The sequence below is a fragment of the Pseudomonas asiatica genome, assembly GCF_040214835.1.
Classification (GTDB): Bacteria; Pseudomonadota; Gammaproteobacteria; order Pseudomonadales; family Pseudomonadaceae; genus Aquipseudomonas; species Aquipseudomonas putida_Z.
The window spans coordinates 3,465,511-3,480,761 of the sequence record NZ_CP157874.1 but is presented as its reverse complement, the minus strand read 5'-3'; the positions used below and the strand labels follow the sequence as shown (position 1 = coordinate 3,480,761).

Below are 15,251 nucleotides of genomic sequence, written 5' to 3'. Positions count from 1 at the left end.
TGCCAAGGAGCTGCCCATGGCCACCCCAAGCAAAGCATTCGCCATTGCCCACGACCCGCTGGTGGAAGCCGACAAGGCCCACTACATGCACGGCTACCACGTGTTCGACGAGCACCGCGAGCAAGGCGCGCTGAACATCGTTGCCGGCGAGGGCGCCTACATCCGCGATACCCACGGCAACCGCTTCCTCGATGCCGTCGGCGGCATGTGGTGCACCAACATTGGCCTGGGCCGCGAGGAAATGGCCCTGGCCATCGCCGACCAGGTACGCCAGCTGGCCTATTCCAACCCGTTCTCCGACATGGCCAACGATGTGGCCATCGAGCTGTGCCAGAAGCTTGCGCAGCTGGCGCCGGGTGACCTGAACCATGTGTTCCTCACCACCGGCGGCTCGACCGCGGTCGACACTGCCTACCGGCTGATCCAGTACTACCAGAACTGCCGTGGCAAGCCGCACAAGAAGCACATCATCGCCCGCTACAACGCCTACCATGGCTCCACCACCCTGACCATGTCGATCGGCAACAAGGCCGCTGACCGGGTGCCGGAGTTCGATTATCAGCACGACCTGATCCACCATGTGTCCAACCCCAACCCGTATCGCGCCCCGCACGACATGGACGAGGCCGAGTTCCTCGACTTCCTGGTGGCCGAGTTCGAGGACAAGATTCTCTCGCTGGGGGCCGACAACGTGGCGGCGTTCTTCGCCGAGCCGATCATGGGCTCGGGTGGGGTGATCATTCCGCCCAAGGGCTACTTCCAGCGCATGTGGCAGCTGTGCCAGACCTACGACATCCTGTTCGTCGCCGACGAAGTGGTGACCTCGTTCGGGCGCCTGGGCACCTTCTTCGCCAGCGAGGAACTGTTCGGCGTCACCCCCGACATCATCACTACCGCCAAGGGCCTGACCTCGGCCTACCTGCCGCTGGGGGCGTGCATCTTCTCCGAGCGCATCTGGCAGGTGATCGCCGAGCCGGGCAAGGGCCGCTGCTTCACCCACGGCTTCACCTACAGCGGCCACCCGGTGTGCTGCACCGCGGCGCTGAAAAACATCGAGATCATCGAGCGCGAGCATTTGCTGGAGCACGTCAAGGACGTTGGCGGCTACCTGGAACAGCGCCTGCAAAGCCTGCGCGAGCTGCCGCTGGTGGGGGATGTGCGCTGCATGAAGCTGATGGCCTGTGTCGAGTTCGTTGCCGACAAGGCCAGCAAGGCGCTGTTCGCCGATGAGGTGAACATCGGCGAACGCATCCACAGCAAGGCCCAGGCCAAAGGGCTGCTGGTGCGGCCGATCATGCACCTGAACGTGATGTCGCCGCCGTTGATCGTCACCCATGCGCAGGTGGACGAGATCGTCGAAACCCTGCGCCAGTGCATCATCGAAACCGCGCGCGAACTCACGGCGCTTGGCCTGTACCAGGGCCGATGAACCTGGCGCAAAGGGCTGTGCGCGGGCGTGCCTGGCAGGCTAGACTGCCGGGCATGACCCAGGCCTCTCCCGACACCCCGCTTACCCTTTCACTGGGCGCGCTGCAGCAATGGCATGCGGCGCTGCAGCGCGCACTGGCCCACAGCGAAACGCCCGAGGCGCTGGCGCATGTGGCGGCCGCCATCGGCCAGCTGGTGCAGGTGGAATCGATGATGATCAGCCTCGAGTGCCAGGGGCGGGCACCGCAACTGCTGTACCAGCAAGGCATCCCCGACCTGCACCGCGCCGCCGTGCTGGAGCGCTACTTCACTGCCGGCTACCTGCTCGACCCGTTCTGCCTGGCCGTGCAGAGCGGCCTGGCCGAGGGCTTCTACCACCTGCAGGAAATCGCCCCGGACAACTTCTTCGACAGCGACTACTACAAGGCTTATTACCTGGGTACCGGTTGCAGTGAAGACAGCTACTACATCGTCGACCTCAGCGCTGGCCGCAAGTTGTCGCTGAGCCTGTTCCAGGGCTGCAGCGGCACGCGGCTGAGTACAGGGCAGATCGACCTGCTTCGTGCGCTGGAGCCGATGGTACGCGAGCTGCTGGGGCGCTACGCCCGGCACCAACTGGAGCCCGGCCCCGCATCGGCGGAGCGTGGCAGCCTGCAGGCGGCGTTCGACAGTTTCGGCTGCCAGGTGCTGACCGACCGTGAGCGGGAGGTAGCGCACATGATCTTGCGTGGGCATTCGGTAAAGTCCACCGCGCTGGAGCTGGGCATCTCGCCGGAAACCGTGCGCATGCACCGCAAGAATCTGTACCTGAAGCTGGAGATCAACTCGCAGTCGGAGTTGTTTGCGCGGTTTATCGACTGGCTGCGTGGCGATCACCTGCCGGCCTGGCAGCAAAGGAGCAACGGCCTTACTCAAATCTGAAAGCTGGCGCGGTCCCTGTGGGAGCGGGTTCACCCGCGAAGCAGGCACCGCGGTGGATGGCACGGGCTTCGCCCGTGTTCGCGGGTGAACCCGCTCCCACACGGATCGCGACAGACTTGGGTTTTCGGGTAAGCCTTGTCACGAAGCAGCCAGTCTTGCCTCCAGCGCGGCAATGTGCGCCTGCAGCCGTTCATGTTCCTGGCGCTCGGCGCTGATGTCTTCGAACACGCTGATCAGGTGCTCCGGCTCGCCGTTGTCGCGACGTTGCAGCGAGGTGCGGGCGCGTACCCAGATGTACTCGCCGTTCTTGTGGCGTACGCGTTTTTCCACTTCGTAACGCTCGGTTTCGCCGGCCAGCATGCGCTGTAGCAATTGCAGGTTCTGCGCCAGGTCATCGGCGTGGGTGATCTGCTGGAAGGTCATGCCGTACAGCTCCTCGGCACGGTAGCCCAGCAGCTCGCACAGGCTGTTGTTGACCCGTTGCCAGGTGCCGTCGGGGTCGATGTAGGCGAGGGCGCCCCAGGCCAGCTCGAAGATCGTGCGGAAGCGTTCCTCGCTTTGGCTCAAGGCCTGCTGGGCCATCTGGCGCTCGGTGTTGTCCATGCTGATGCCGACCATCTTCACCGATCGCCCGGCGCTGTCGCGTACCACCGTGGCGCGGGAGGAGATCCAGCGTACTTCACCGTCGGGGCGGGTGATGCGGAAGTCGCACTCGCAGCCGCTGCCCTTGGCCACTGCCTCGGCATACATCGCCTGCATGTGCTGCACGTCTTCGCCCGGCAGGTGTTTCCAGAAGTCTTCGTTATGGTGCACCGGCCAGCCATATACCTGCTCGACATTGGGCGAGTAGGTGACCTCGTCGCTGATCAGGTTCCATTCCCAGGTGACGATGCGTGCGCCTTCCTGGGCCAGTTTCATGCGCGTTTCGCTTTCCATGATCTCGGCCGTCAGGCGCCGGCGCAGATCGGTCATCGGCAGCTCGACCACCTGTGGTTGCTGGATGTTCTGCAGCGCCTCGTCGCCATAGCGCAGCCAGATCCAGTTGACCTTGAGAAAGTCGGCCAGCTTGCGCAGGTTGTCGTAGTCGATCTCGCCGCCACGGGTCCACTTGTGCACCGCAGTGCGCGAAATGCCCAAGGCCGTGCCCACGGCTTGCAGGGTCAGCTTGTGATGCTCGAGCAGTTCCTTGAGGCGGAAGGCGAAGCTGTTTTCCAACATCGGCAGGGTGTCCTGATCTGGGCCAAGAGCCTGCCAGTATACGTAACTTGTCAACTTTTGGTTGACGGTTTTGGAAGCCTTACCCAGTCAATGTGGGAGCGGCCTTGTGTCGCGAAAGGGGTGCGAAGCGCCCCCCATATCTCGACCCGACGCGAAATTGCCGGGGCTGCCATGCAGCCCTTTCGCGACACAAGGCCGCTCCCACAGGGGGTCGCGACAAGCTGGAAATACCAGTTACAGGTCCAGCACCAACCGCGCCGAGCGAGCACGCGAGACGCACAGCATGATGCTCTGCTGGGCAGCCTTTTCTTCGTCGCTCAGGTACTGGTCGTAATGCTCGGCTTCACCCTCGAGGATGGCCGTCTCGCAGGTGCCGCACACGCCTTCGCGGCACAGGCACTCGACCTTGGCGGCTTTGGACTTCTCGATGGCCTGCAGGATGGTCATGCCTTCTTCAACCTGCAACTCCACACCCGACTGCGCCAGCACCACGGTAAAGGCACTGCCGGTGACCGGAGTGGCGGCAAACTGTTCCCAATGCACGCGGTGCTCGGCAATGCCGGCCTGGGCGGCGCAGGCGATGACCGCGTCGATCAGTGGTTTGGGGCCGCACACGTACAGGTGCGCCTGCTCGTCCAGCCCCGCGCACAGGGTGGCCAGGTCGAGCTTGCGATCGAGGCTGTCGATGTAGAAACGGGTGTTGGCGGCGTGCGGCCCGTTGGCCAGCTGGTCCTGGAACGCCCCGTGCTCCGGCGCGCGGAAGGCATAGTGCAGTTCGTAGTCGGCACTGGCGCCTTCCAGTTCATGCAGTTGCGCCAGGAACGGGGTAATGCCGATGCCGCCGGCAATCAGCACATGGCGGCCGGCGGTCGGGTCCAGCGCGAACAGGTTGTTGGGCGAGGAAATGGTCAGGCGGGTGCCCACTTCCACCTGCTGGTGCATGAACGCCGAGCCGCCCTTGGACTGCTCCTCCAGGCGCACGCCAATCTGGTAGCTGCGGGTGTCGCGCGGGTCGCTCATCAACGAGTAGGCGTTGCTGAACTGGCTGCCGTCGGTGCCGTGCATCTGCACGATGACGTGGCTGCCACCGGTGAAGGCGGGCATCGCCGCGCCGTCTTCGCGGGCCAGGGTAAAGCGCTTGATCAGCGGCGTGGCTTGTTCCACTGCGGTAACGTGCACGCTGAACATTTCATATGTGTTGGCCATGGTTCACCTCGACTGCCTGGGTGCGCGGCAGGCCCTGCCGCGCACCTTTACGTGCAAAAAACGTGGAGCGGTTGCCATCAATCGTCGAGGTGGGCCACGGCGATCAGGTTGTGGAAGTGGGCAATGCCGTGTTCGCTCATGCCGCTGCGCTCGCGGTCGGCCATGATCCGGCCCTGGCCTCGGTAGCCACGGGACTTCAGGCCCTTCTGCACGCTTTCGACCAGGCGCAGGTCTTCCGGGCGGAACACTTCGCGGTACCAGTCGATCAGCTTCTGCTGCTCCTCGCTGATGTCCTTGTTGAGGAAGTAGATGTCGTAGTGCTGCAGGGTGGTTTCGGCATCGACCGGGAACTCGTAGATCACGGTCATGAAGTTGGCTCCTGGCGGCACGTTGAACATGGTGCAAGGCCAGGCCCAGAAACCGGCGAACGATGGGTCTTTCACATTCTCGTCGAACTTGAACGACTGCTCCGAAGGCTTGGCCAGGCCGTATTGCAGGGTCCAGTTGCCGTGCAGGCTGTGGCTGTACTGGCCAACGTCCACCGAGTCGGAGAAGCCCGGGTGGGCAGGGGCGCAGTGGTAGCACTCCAGGTAGTTGTCGACGATCGACTTCCAGTTGGCCGGGGTGTCGCTGACGAAGCGCGCGGCCAGGTGCAGGTCGTCGATCACCGCGCAGGCTTCACGCATGCGTGCCTGCATGCCTGGCAACTGGTCTTCTACCGAGCCTGCGTCCATGTCCATGTTGATGAAGATGAAACCGGCGTATTCCTCTACGCGCAGCTGCACCAGGGTGGAGTTTTCCTTGTCGAAGTTGACCACGTTGTCGCAGTTGCGGGCGTGGGCCAGTTCGCCGTCGAGCTTGAAGGTCCAGGCGTGGTACGGGCAGGTGATGACGTTCTTGGCCTTGCCGCTGCCGCTGAGCAACTGGTGACCGCGGTGCGGGCAGACGTTGTAGAACGCGCGCAGTACGCTGTCACGGCCACGTACGACGATGATGCTTTCGCCTATCACTTCGCGGGTGATGTAGGCGTTGTTCTCCGCCACTTCACTCCGGTGGCCCACGCAGATCCAGCTGCGAGCGAAGATCGCTTCCTTCTCGTGCTCGAACACCGCGGCCTGGGTGTAGAAATTGGCGGGGATGGTGAAGGCCTCGTCGGCGTTCGCGCAGAAATCGGCGGGCAGGCGTTTGAAGTCGTTCATGACAGGTTTCTCACAAGCTCGGTTTGTATTTATTGGTTAACGCGTATCTGTTGGTTAACAGATCAGGCAAAAAAATTTGCAGCTATCCTGGGGCTGCCTGGCAGCCCCATCGCGAGCAAGCTCGCTTCTACAGCATCGGTCAGTGCACCGCAGCGGCGCTGCGCGGGGCCTGCTCGGTTGGCTCTTCGCCAGCCATGCGGGCCGCTTCTTCGTCGATCAGGTGGGCCGATACCTGGCCGTAGTCGGCGATCATCCACTTGAAGAAGCCGTAGATCTTCACCAGCAGGATCACCATGAACGGGATGGCGGTCAGCACCACGGCGGTCTTCATGGTCGACAGCGAGGCCTTGGCGAACAGCATGGCCAGTGGCACCAGAGTCAGTACCACGCACCAGAACAGGCGGTGGGTCGGTGTCGGGTCGTCGCCTTCACGCAGGTTGCGGGTGCTGGTGGCGGCTACCGCATAGGCTGCGGCATCCATGTGCGAGGCACAGAAGATGGCCATGATGAACAGGTACACACCGAGGAACACCTGGCCCCATGGCAACGCCAGCAGCAGGTGGGTCACGGCCGATTCGCCGCCTTGTTCGGCGAGCATCTTCGGTACATCCACCGCACCGGTGATGAACTGGTGCATGCTGTAGCTTTCCAGCGCGCCGAAGAAGAACCAGCAACCGAAGCTGCCACCCAGCAGCAGGGCCAGCACCACTTCCTTGATCTGCCGGCCGCGCGAAACGCGGGTTACGAACATGGCCACGCCTGGTGCGTACGACACCCACCACAGCCAGTAGAACACCGTCCAGTTGCGGGTGAAGGCACCGTCGCCGGCTGGGTCGGTGAACAGGCTCATGTGCACGTAGTTCTGGATCATCAGGCCAATCGAGTTGGCGGTGTTGTTGATGGTGAACTGGGTCGGGCCGACCAGCAGGACCACCGCGGCGAACACCAGCGCGCCGATGCACACCATCTTGCTCAGGCGCTGCAGGCCGCCATCGATGCCGATGTAGGAACTGAGCGAGAACATCACTGCCACGCCACCGATCACCAGCAGCTGCACGGTGAAGGTGTCCGGGGTGCCGGCCAGGTCGTGCAGGCCGCGGGTGAGGGTGGAGGCGGTGAGGGCCAGCGACACGGTCAGCGCGCCCATCATGGTCAGCAGGAAGATCAGGTCGACGCTACGGCCTACCGGCCCGGTAGCCTTGAAGCCGGTCACCGCTTCGACGATCGAGGCCAGGTTCAGGCCGCTCTTCTTGCGCACATGGAAGTGGTAGGCCATGGCCAGCGAGGCCAGGGCATAGATCGACCAGGCGCTGATGCCCCAGTGGAAGAACGAGTAGCCAACGCTGTACTCGAGCGCCTTGGGGCTGGCCGCGGCGATGTTCAGGCCTGGGGTCTGGTAGTAGTAGGCCCATTCCATCACGCCCCAGTACAGGGTCGACGAGCCCATGCCGGCGCAGATGAACATGAACACCCAGGTGGCGGTGGCGTATTCAGGCTTGCCGCTGCCCAGGCGGATGTTGCCGTACTTGCTGAAGGCCAGGTACAGCACGGCCAGGGTACTGCCGAACACCAGCACCTGCACGCTGGTACCGAAGGTGCGGGTGGACAGTTCGAACAACTGGTTGGCGGCGCTTTCCGCCTGGGCGGGGAAGGCTGCAAGGCCGATCACGGTGAGCAGCACGGCAATCAGGCTCACGGTAATCAGGAACACATCAATCTTTTTATTCTTGTGCGACATCATCGTCTCCTGGGACGTTGGCGTACTTGTTTTACCCGGCAGGCATCCGGGGTGTTGCAGTACCACTCCTTCCTTGGTCGTTAACCTATGGTTTACGAATATCTAATGGTTAACAGATTTTGCATACAATCCACGCCGCTCGCAAGAGCCAAAGGGCCGATTGTCAGACACTTCTGACAATCGGCCCTGGTGGATCAGGCCTCGACCAGCGCGGTGATGGCCTGGCCCACTTGCTGGGTGGACTGCTGCCCGCCCATGTCGCGGGTCACTTCACCGGCGGCGATGACCTGCTCGATGGCCTTGAGGATGTCGTCGTGGGCGGCGCGATAGCGCGGGTCGGCGCCGTCGTTGCCGAGGAAGTCGAGCATCAGCGCACCGGACCAGATCATCGCGATCGGGTTGGCGATGTTCTTGCCATAGATGTCCGGCGCCGAACCGTGCACCGGTTCGAACAGCGACGGGAACTTGCGCTCGGGGTTGAGGTTGGCCGATGGCGCGATGCCGATGGTGCCGGCGCAGGCTGGGCCGAGGTCGGAGAGGATGTCGCCGAACAGGTTCGAGGCCACCACCACGTCGAAGCGGTCCGGTTGCAGCACGAAGCGCGCGCAGAGGATATCGATGTGCTGCTTGTCCCAGCTGATTTCCGGATAATTGGCAGCCATCGCCGCCGTGCGCTCGTCCCAGTACGGCATGCTCACGGCCATGCCGTTGGACTTGGTGGCCGAGGTGACATGCTTGCGCTGGCGGGTCTGGGCCACATCGAAGGCGTACTTGAGGATGCGGTCGACGCCGCGGCGGGTGAACACCGACTCCTGCAGCACGAACTCGTTCTCGGTGCCTTCGAACATGCGCCCGCCCAGCGACGAGTACTCGCCCTCGGTGTTCTCGCGAATGACCACGAAGTCGATGTCACCTGGCTCACGGCCAGCCAGTGGGCAAGGTACGCCGGGGAACAGGCGCACCGGGCGGATGTTCACGTACTGGTCGAAGTCGCGGCGGAACTTGAGCAGTGAACCCCACAGGGAGATGTGGTCCGGTACCTTGTCAGGCCAGCCCACTGCGCCGAAGTACAGGGCGTCGAAACCCTTGAGCTGTTCGAACCAGTCGTCCGGCATCATCTTGCCGTGGGCCAGGTAGTAATCGCAGCTGGCCCATTCGAAGAACTCGAAGCTGATGTCCAGGCCGTGCTTGCGCGCAGCGGCCTCGACCACGCGAATGCCTTCAGGCAGTACTTCGTTGCCGATGCCATCGCCGGGGATTGCCGCGATTCTGAAAGTCTTGCTCATGGGGTGCACTCGTTGTCTAGGGAACAGGTGCTGGCCATGCTATAAGGGCTTGATCCGGAGATAATCTAGCCATTCATGGATTCTTGGAACACGCTACGTGAATAATCTGCCCAACCTCGACGACCTCAACATCTTCCTGCAAGTGGCCAGGCGCGCCAGCTTCGCGGCCGTGGCCGATGAGCTGGGCATGTCGGCGGCGTACATCAGCAAGCGCATTCGCATGCTCGAGCAAACCCTGGAAGTGCGCCTGTTGCACCGCACCACCCGGCGGGTGACGGTGAGCGAGGAGGGCGAGCGGGTGTACCAGTGGGCGTTGCAGATTTTCGATGCGGTGCAGCGCATGGGTGATGACATAAGCGCCCAGCACCGCGAGCCGGCCGGGCAACTGCGCATCGCCAGCAGCCTGGGCCTGGGCCGGCGCTTCGTGGCGCCAGCCTTGTCGGAGCTGGCCGAGCGCTACCCGCGGCTGGACATTCGCCTGGACGTGCATGACCGCCTGGTGGACCTGATCGCCGAAGGCGTCGACCTGGATATCCGCGTGGGCAACGCCATCGCCCCCAACCTGATTGCCAAGCCGCTGGCGCGCAACCGCCGGGTGCTGTGCGCCGCGCCGGCGTACCTGGCCCGGCGCGGCACGCCCAAGGTGCTGGGCGATCTGGCCAGCCATGACTGCCTGGTGATCAAGGAGCGCGACCACCCGTTTGGCGTGTGGCAGCTGATGGGCCCGGAGGGTGAGGAGGGGGTGCGGGTGACCGGCGGTTTGTCGAGCAACCATGGCGAAGTGGCGCACCAGTGGTGCCTGGACGGGCGCGGGATATTGCTGCGTTCCTGGTGGGATGTGCACGACAGCCTGCAGGACGGGCGCCTGGTGCAGGTGCTGGAGGACTATCACCAGCCGGCGGATATCTGGGCGGTGTACACCACTCCGCTGGCCAGTTCGGCCAAGGTGCGAGTGGCAGTGGACTTTTTCCGGCAGTACTTTGCCGAGCGTTATAGCCTGCCGGGGTAGAGCCTACCTGCAACACCCGCTTTGTGTAGGAGCGGCCTTGTGTCGCGAAAGGGCTGCAAAGCAGCCCCGGCGAAATTAGCGGCAAAGCTGAAAATGTGGGGCCGCTGCGCGCCCCATCGCGACACAAGGCCGCTCCTACAGACATCAAAAGCAGAGACGATTCCTCAGCCCCTTCCTTTGGCCAGATAGGCTGCGAACTCTGCCTCCGGCACCATGCTGCCACCGGTTCCCCACACCAGGTGCGTGGCCCGCTCCATGCGCCCAGCCGACAGGCCCATGCGCGCCAGGTATTCAGGCGATTCAAGCACCTTGACCATGCCCGGCATCCCCGCCAGCGCCGAAGGCTCCAGCCGCGCGTTCTCCTGGTCATGGGCCAGTACCAACAGCCGGTACAGCGCCTCGTCGCTGACCGTGTAATAACCATCGAGCAAACGCTGCATCGCCTTGCCGACAAAGCCGGAAGGGCGGCCCACCGCCAGGCCGTCGGCGGCGGTCAGGTTGTCGATGCCGAAATCCTGCACGCTGGTGGCGTCATGCAAACCGCTATACACCCCCAGGAACATGCAGGGCGAGTGGGTGGGCTCGGCGAAGATACAGTGCACATGGTCGCCCCAGATCAGCTTCAGGCCGAACGCCACGCCACCCGGGCCGCCGCCGACCCCGCAGGGCAGGTAGACGAACAGCGGGTGCTCGGCATCCACCTTGATACCCGCGGCCTCGAACTGGACGGCCAGCCGCTCGGCCGCCACGGCATAGCCGAGGAACAGGTGTGGCGAGTTCTCGTCGTCGACGAAGTAGCAGCTCGGGTCCGCCGCCGCCTGCTGGCGCCCTTGCTCCACTGCCACGCTGTAGTCGCTTTCGTACTCGACCACCTTCACGCCATGGGCGCGCAGCTTGTCCTTCTTCCACTGGCGGGCATCGGCCGACATGTGCACGGTCGCCTGAAAGCCCAGCCTGGCGCTCATGATGCCGATCGACAGGCCGAGGTTGCCGGTCGAGCCGACCGCAACCTTGTACTGGCTGAAGAATTGCCGGGCCTGGTCGCTGGCCAGTTCCCGGTAATCGCTGTCGAGGTTGATCAGGCCGGCTGCCAGGGCAAGGTCTTCGGCATGCTTGAGCACTTCATGAATACCGCCGCGGGCCTTGATCGAACCGGAGATCGGCAGCTCGCTGTCGGCCTTGAGCCAGAGCGAACCGCTGGCTGGCAGGCCCGCTTCCTGCAGCAAGGTGGCGTGCAAGGTGGGCAGCGGGCGCAGTGGCGACTCGATGATGCCGCTGCTGGTGGCGGTGTCCGGGAACACCTTGGCCAGGTACGGGGCAAAGCGTGCCAGGCGGGCACTGGCGGCACTGACATCGGCGGCGTTCAGGCCGACATCGGCCAGGGCCTGGGCGGCAGGGGCAATGTGCGGGTTGAACCAACGGGTTTCGCGCAGGGCCACCAGGTCTTCGATCAGGGGGTGGGAGCTGCACCATGCTTGCAGTGTCTTGCCGTGAATCATGCTGGTTTTTCCTGTTGGTTGATGATGACCCGGGGGGCGCATTCTTCTGGCCTGCGCAGGCCGCTCCTACAACCGACCGCGTGAGGTCAGGGAGCGCGCTCATTCGGCCTGTTGTGCAATCAATGCCAGGCAGCGCTGCACGATCGGGCTCACATCGCCCTTGCGTCGGCTGAGGATGATCGGGCTGACGGCGCCGCTGTCGAGCAGGCTTACATATTCGATATCGGTGCGGTGCTGCTGCTGCACCGACGCCGGCACCAGGGTGACGCCTACGCCGACGGCCACCAGGCCGATGGCGGTCTGCAGTTCGTTGGCCCACTGGCTGACGCGGATGCTCATGCCGTGGTGGGCGAACAGTGCCAGCACATGGTCGGCATAGCTGGGCCGCGGGTTGGCCGGGTAGAGGATGAACGCCTCGCCAGCCAGCTGGGCAAGGGTAAGCGGGCTGCTCGCCAGCGGGTGGCCCTTGGGCAGTACAGCCACCAGCGGGTCCTCGCACAGCACTTGCTGGTGAATGGCCGGGTCATCGATGCGAATGCGCCCGAAGGCGATGTCGATGCGCCCGCTTTTCAGCGCCTCCACCTGCTGCAGCGTGGTCATCTCGTTCAGGCCCAGTTCCAGCTCGCTGTCCTGGCGCAGCTCGCGGATCAGCTCCGGCAGCACCTTGTACAGGGTCGAGGGGGCAAAGCCGATCCCCAGCCACTGGCGCTGGCCCTGGCCGATGCGACGGGTGTTGTCGCTGATGTTCTCCAGCTGCTGCAGCACGGTGCAGCTCTGCTCGTAGAAGAAGCGGCCCGCCTCGGTCAGCCGCAGCGGGCGCTCGCGCGCCACCAGCAAGGTACCGAGCTGGTCCTCGAGTTGGCTGATCTGCCGGCTCAGCGGTGGCTGGGCAATGTGCAGCAGCTCGGCGGCGCGAGTGAAGTTCAGGGTTTCGGCCAGGACCTTGAAGTAACGCAGGTGGCGCAGCTCCATCAGACCTCCAGGGTATGGTGGGAGATTCATTCGATATTGGACGGCTATCAGGGTCTCGCGCAATCCTTGAACAAGCAAGTAAATGCACCACTCGGGCCTGCGGCTGGCAGCCCGAAACAACGGGACCTGGCAACAATGACAAGCGCGCTGATTGAACGTATAGAGGCAATTATCGTCGACCTGCCGACCATTCGCCCGCACAAGCTGGCGATGCACACCATGCAGCAGCAGACCCTGGTGGTATTGCGTGTTCGCTGCAGTGATGGCGTGGAAGGCATCGGCGAGGCCACCACCATCGGCGGCCTGGCCTATGGCTACGAAAGCCCCGAAGGCATCAAGGCCAACATCGATGCGCACCTGGCGCCGGCGCTGATCGGCCTGGCGGCAGACAACATCAACGCCGCCATGCTCAAGCTGGACAAGCTGGCCAAGGGCAACACCTTTGCCAAGTCGGGTATCGAGAGCGCCTTGCTCGATGCCCAGGGCAAGCGCCTGGGCCTGCCGGTCAGCGAACTGCTGGGTGGCCGCGTGCGCGACAGCCTGGAAGTGGCCTGGACCCTGGCCAGCGGCGACACCGCCCGTGACATCGCCGAAGCCCTGCACATGCTGGAGATTCGCCGGCATCGGGTGTTCAAGCTGAAGATCGGCGCCAACCCGTTGGCCCAGGATCTCAAGCACGTGATGGCGATCAAGCGCGAGCTGGGCGACAGTGCCAGCGTGCGGGTCGACGTCAACCAGTACTGGGACGAATCCCAGGCCATCCGTGCCTGCCAGGTGCTTGGCGACAACGGCATCGACCTGATCGAGCAACCGATTTCGCGCATCAACCGCAGCGGCCAGGTGCGCCTGAACCAGCGCAGCCCGGCGCCGATCATGGCCGACGAGTCGATCGAAAGCGTCGAGGACGCCTTCAGCCTGGCCGCCATTGGCGCGGCCAGCATCTTCGCCCTGAAAATAGCCAAGAACGGTGGCCCGCGCGCCGTGCTGCGCACCGCGCAAATCGCCGAGGCTGCCGGCATCGCCCTGTATGGCGGGACCATGCTCGAAGGCTCGATCGGCACCCTGGCTTCGGCTCACGCCTTCCTGACCCTGCGCCAGCTCACCTGGGGCACCGAGCTGTTCGGGCCGCTGCTGCTGACCGAAGAAATCGTCAACGAGCCGCCGCAGTACCGCGACTTCCAGCTGCACATTCCACGTACCCCAGGCCTGGGCCTGACCCTGGACGAACAGCGCCTGGCGCGCTTCGCCCGCTGCTGAGTCACGCTGGCTGAAAGAACACACAACCCCTGTGGGAGCGGCTTTAGCCGCGAAGCAGGCGACGCGGTGGATGGCACGGGCTTCGCCCGTGTTCGCGCCAAATCAGAGAAAGGAGATACCAGCATGCTGTTCCACGTGAAGATGACCGTGAAACTGCCGGTCGACATGGACCCGGCCAAGGCCGCCCGGCTCAAGGCCGACGAAAAGGAACTGGCCCAGCGCCTGCAGCGCGAAGGCATTTGGCGCCACTTGTGGCGCATTGCCGGGCACTACGCCAACTACAGCGTGTTCGACGTGCCCAGCGTCGAGGCGCTGCACGACACCCTGATGCAGCTGCCGCTGTTCCCGTACATGGACATCGAGGTCGACTGCCTGTGCCGGCACCCCTCGTCGATTCACAGCGACGACCGCTGAGTCGCACCTGTCTACCTGACAAGAACAAGATGAGGCAAGCACGATGACCGTGAAAATTTCCCATACTGCCGATGTTCAGGCGTTCTTCAAGGAAGTGGCCGGCCTGGGCCATGCCGAAGGCAACCCACGCTTCAAGCAGATCATCCTGCGTGTGCTGCAGGACACTGCACGCCTGGTCGAAGACCTGGAAATCACCGAAGACGAGTTCTGGCATGCCGTCGACTACCTCAACCGCCTGGGTGGCCGTAACGAAGCCGGCCTGCTGGCGGCGGGGCTGGGCATCGAGCACTTCCTCGACCTGCTGCAGGATGCCAAGGACGCCGAGGCCGGCCTGACTGGCGGCACCCCGCGCACCATCGAAGGCCCGCTGTATGTGGCGGGGGCGCCGCTGGCGCAGGGTGAAGCGCGCATGGACGACGGCAGCGACCCGGGCGTGGTGATGTTCCTCCAGGGCCAGGTGTTCGACGCCGAAGGCAAGCCGTTGGCCGGCGCCACTGTTGACCTGTGGCATGCCAACACCCAGGGCACCTATTCGTACTTCGACTCGACCCAGTCCGAGTACAACCTGCGCCGGCGCATCATCACCGATGCCGAAGGGCGTTACCGCGCGCGCTCCATCGTGCCGTCGGGGTACGGCTGCGACCCGCAGGGGCCAACCCAGGAATGCCTGGACCTGCTCGGCCGCCACGGCCAGCGCCCGGCGCATGTGCACTTCTTCATCTCGGCGCCGGGGCACCGCCATCTGACCACGCAGATAAACCTGGCCGGCGACAAGTACCTGTGGGATGACTTTGCCTATGCCACCCGTGACGGGCTGGTCGGCGAGCTGCGCTTTGTCGAGGATGCGGCGGCAGCGCGTGATCGCGGCGTAGAGGGCGAACGCTTTGCCGAACTGGCGTTCGACTTCCACCTGCAGGCGGCCAAGGCGCCGGACGCCGAGGCGCGCAGCCACCGCCCGCGTGCGTTGCAGGGGGCCTGAGTGGTGTTATTGCTCCGGTTGTAGAGGTCGTTGTGGGAGCGGGTTTACCCGCGAAGAATGCGACACGGTGTATGGCACCGGCTGTGCCGGTGTTCGCGGGTGAACCCGCTCCCACAGGGGCCTGC

13 protein-coding genes are annotated in these 15,251 nt (G+C 64.1%); 6 read left to right on the top strand and 7 right to left on the bottom strand.

Features of this window, described 5'->3' with window-relative positions; translation table 11 throughout:
- Positions 1 to 16: 16 nt before the first annotated feature.
- Positions 17 to 1,429, top strand: a complete 1,413-nt coding sequence (locus tag ABNP31_RS15540) for an aminotransferase (RefSeq protein ID WP_238066486.1) — start codon at positions 17 to 19, stop codon at positions 1,427 to 1,429.
- A gap of 53 nt (positions 1,430 to 1,482) precedes the next feature.
- Positions 1,483 to 2,349 carry a LuxR C-terminal-related transcriptional regulator gene (locus ABNP31_RS15535; RefSeq protein WP_238066485.1) on the top strand — a complete coding sequence of 289 codons (867 nt, stop codon included), beginning with the start codon at positions 1,483 to 1,485 and terminating at the stop codon, positions 2,347 to 2,349.
- Positions 2,350 to 2,487: 138 nt separating this feature from the next.
- Here the strand turns inward: ABNP31_RS15535 and ABNP31_RS15530 are convergent, their stop codons facing one another.
- The 5 genes from ABNP31_RS15530 to ABNP31_RS15510 all read right to left on the bottom strand — a co-directional run bounded on the left by ABNP31_RS15530 (position 2,488) and on the right by ABNP31_RS15510 (position 8,996).
- Positions 2,488 to 3,567, bottom strand: coding sequence for a helix-turn-helix domain-containing protein (locus tag ABNP31_RS15530; RefSeq protein ID WP_085665118.1), 1,080 nt, complete (start codon positions 3,565 to 3,567; stop codon positions 2,488 to 2,490).
- Positions 3,568 to 3,801: 234 nt separating this feature from the next.
- Complete coding sequence (locus ABNP31_RS15525) at positions 3,802 to 4,773, bottom strand: PDR/VanB family oxidoreductase (RefSeq protein WP_350012486.1); 972 nt, start codon at positions 4,771 to 4,773, stop codon at positions 3,802 to 3,804.
- A gap of 77 nt (positions 4,774 to 4,850) precedes the next feature.
- Positions 4,851 to 5,972 (bottom strand): aromatic ring-hydroxylating oxygenase subunit alpha, encoded by a 1,122-nt coding sequence (locus tag ABNP31_RS15520; RefSeq protein ID WP_085593088.1) that lies wholly within the window; start codon positions 5,970 to 5,972, stop codon positions 4,851 to 4,853.
- Positions 5,973 to 6,111: 139 nt separating this feature from the next.
- Positions 6,112 to 7,710: a BCCT family transporter gene (locus tag ABNP31_RS15515; RefSeq protein WP_350012485.1), complete on the bottom strand. Its 1,599-nt coding sequence runs from the start codon at positions 7,708 to 7,710 to the stop codon at positions 6,112 to 6,114.
- 194 nt (positions 7,711 to 7,904) lie between these two features.
- On the bottom strand, positions 7,905 to 8,996 hold the full coding sequence (locus ABNP31_RS15510; protein ID WP_350012484.1) for a tartrate dehydrogenase: 1,092 nt from the start codon (positions 8,994 to 8,996) through the stop codon (positions 7,905 to 7,907).
- 97 nt (positions 8,997 to 9,093) lie between these two features.
- Here ABNP31_RS15510 and ABNP31_RS15505 point away from each other — a divergent pair, with 97 nt between their 5' ends.
- Entirely contained in the window at positions 9,094 to 10,005 is a 912-nt protein-coding gene (locus ABNP31_RS15505) for a LysR substrate-binding domain-containing protein (RefSeq protein ID WP_025338757.1), read from the top strand.
- A 164-nt stretch (positions 10,006 to 10,169) separates the two neighbouring features.
- Here the strand turns inward: ABNP31_RS15505 and ABNP31_RS15500 are convergent, their stop codons facing one another.
- Both ABNP31_RS15500 and catR read right to left on the bottom strand, forming a co-directional pair.
- Positions 10,170 to 11,504: a D-serine ammonia-lyase gene (locus tag ABNP31_RS15500; protein ID WP_238066483.1), complete on the bottom strand. Its 1,335-nt coding sequence runs from the start codon at positions 11,502 to 11,504 to the stop codon at positions 10,170 to 10,172.
- A gap of 99 nt (positions 11,505 to 11,603) precedes the next feature.
- The gene (gene catR, locus ABNP31_RS15495; protein ID WP_085615336.1) at positions 11,604 to 12,476 is read right to left on the bottom strand and encodes an HTH-type transcriptional regulator CatR; all 873 of its coding nucleotides are present in this window, start codon (positions 12,474 to 12,476) and stop codon (positions 11,604 to 11,606) included.
- 135 nt (positions 12,477 to 12,611) lie between these two features.
- On the opposite strand from catR, the gene ABNP31_RS15490 reads away from it, so the two are divergent.
- From ABNP31_RS15490 to catA, 3 genes are all read left to right on the top strand, one after another.
- Positions 12,612 to 13,733 (top strand): muconate cycloisomerase family protein, encoded by a 1,122-nt coding sequence (locus ABNP31_RS15490; RefSeq protein ID WP_085665112.1) that lies wholly within the window; start codon positions 12,612 to 12,614, stop codon positions 13,731 to 13,733.
- 123 nt (positions 13,734 to 13,856) lie between these two features.
- Positions 13,857 to 14,147, top strand: a complete 291-nt coding sequence (catC, locus tag ABNP31_RS15485; RefSeq protein WP_350012483.1) for a muconolactone Delta-isomerase — start codon at positions 13,857 to 13,859, stop codon at positions 14,145 to 14,147.
- Between the two features lie 43 nt (positions 14,148 to 14,190).
- Positions 14,191 to 15,126: a catechol 1,2-dioxygenase gene (catA, locus tag ABNP31_RS15480; protein WP_350012482.1), complete on the top strand. Its 936-nt coding sequence runs from the start codon at positions 14,191 to 14,193 to the stop codon at positions 15,124 to 15,126.
- Positions 15,127 to 15,251 lie beyond the last annotated feature (125 nt).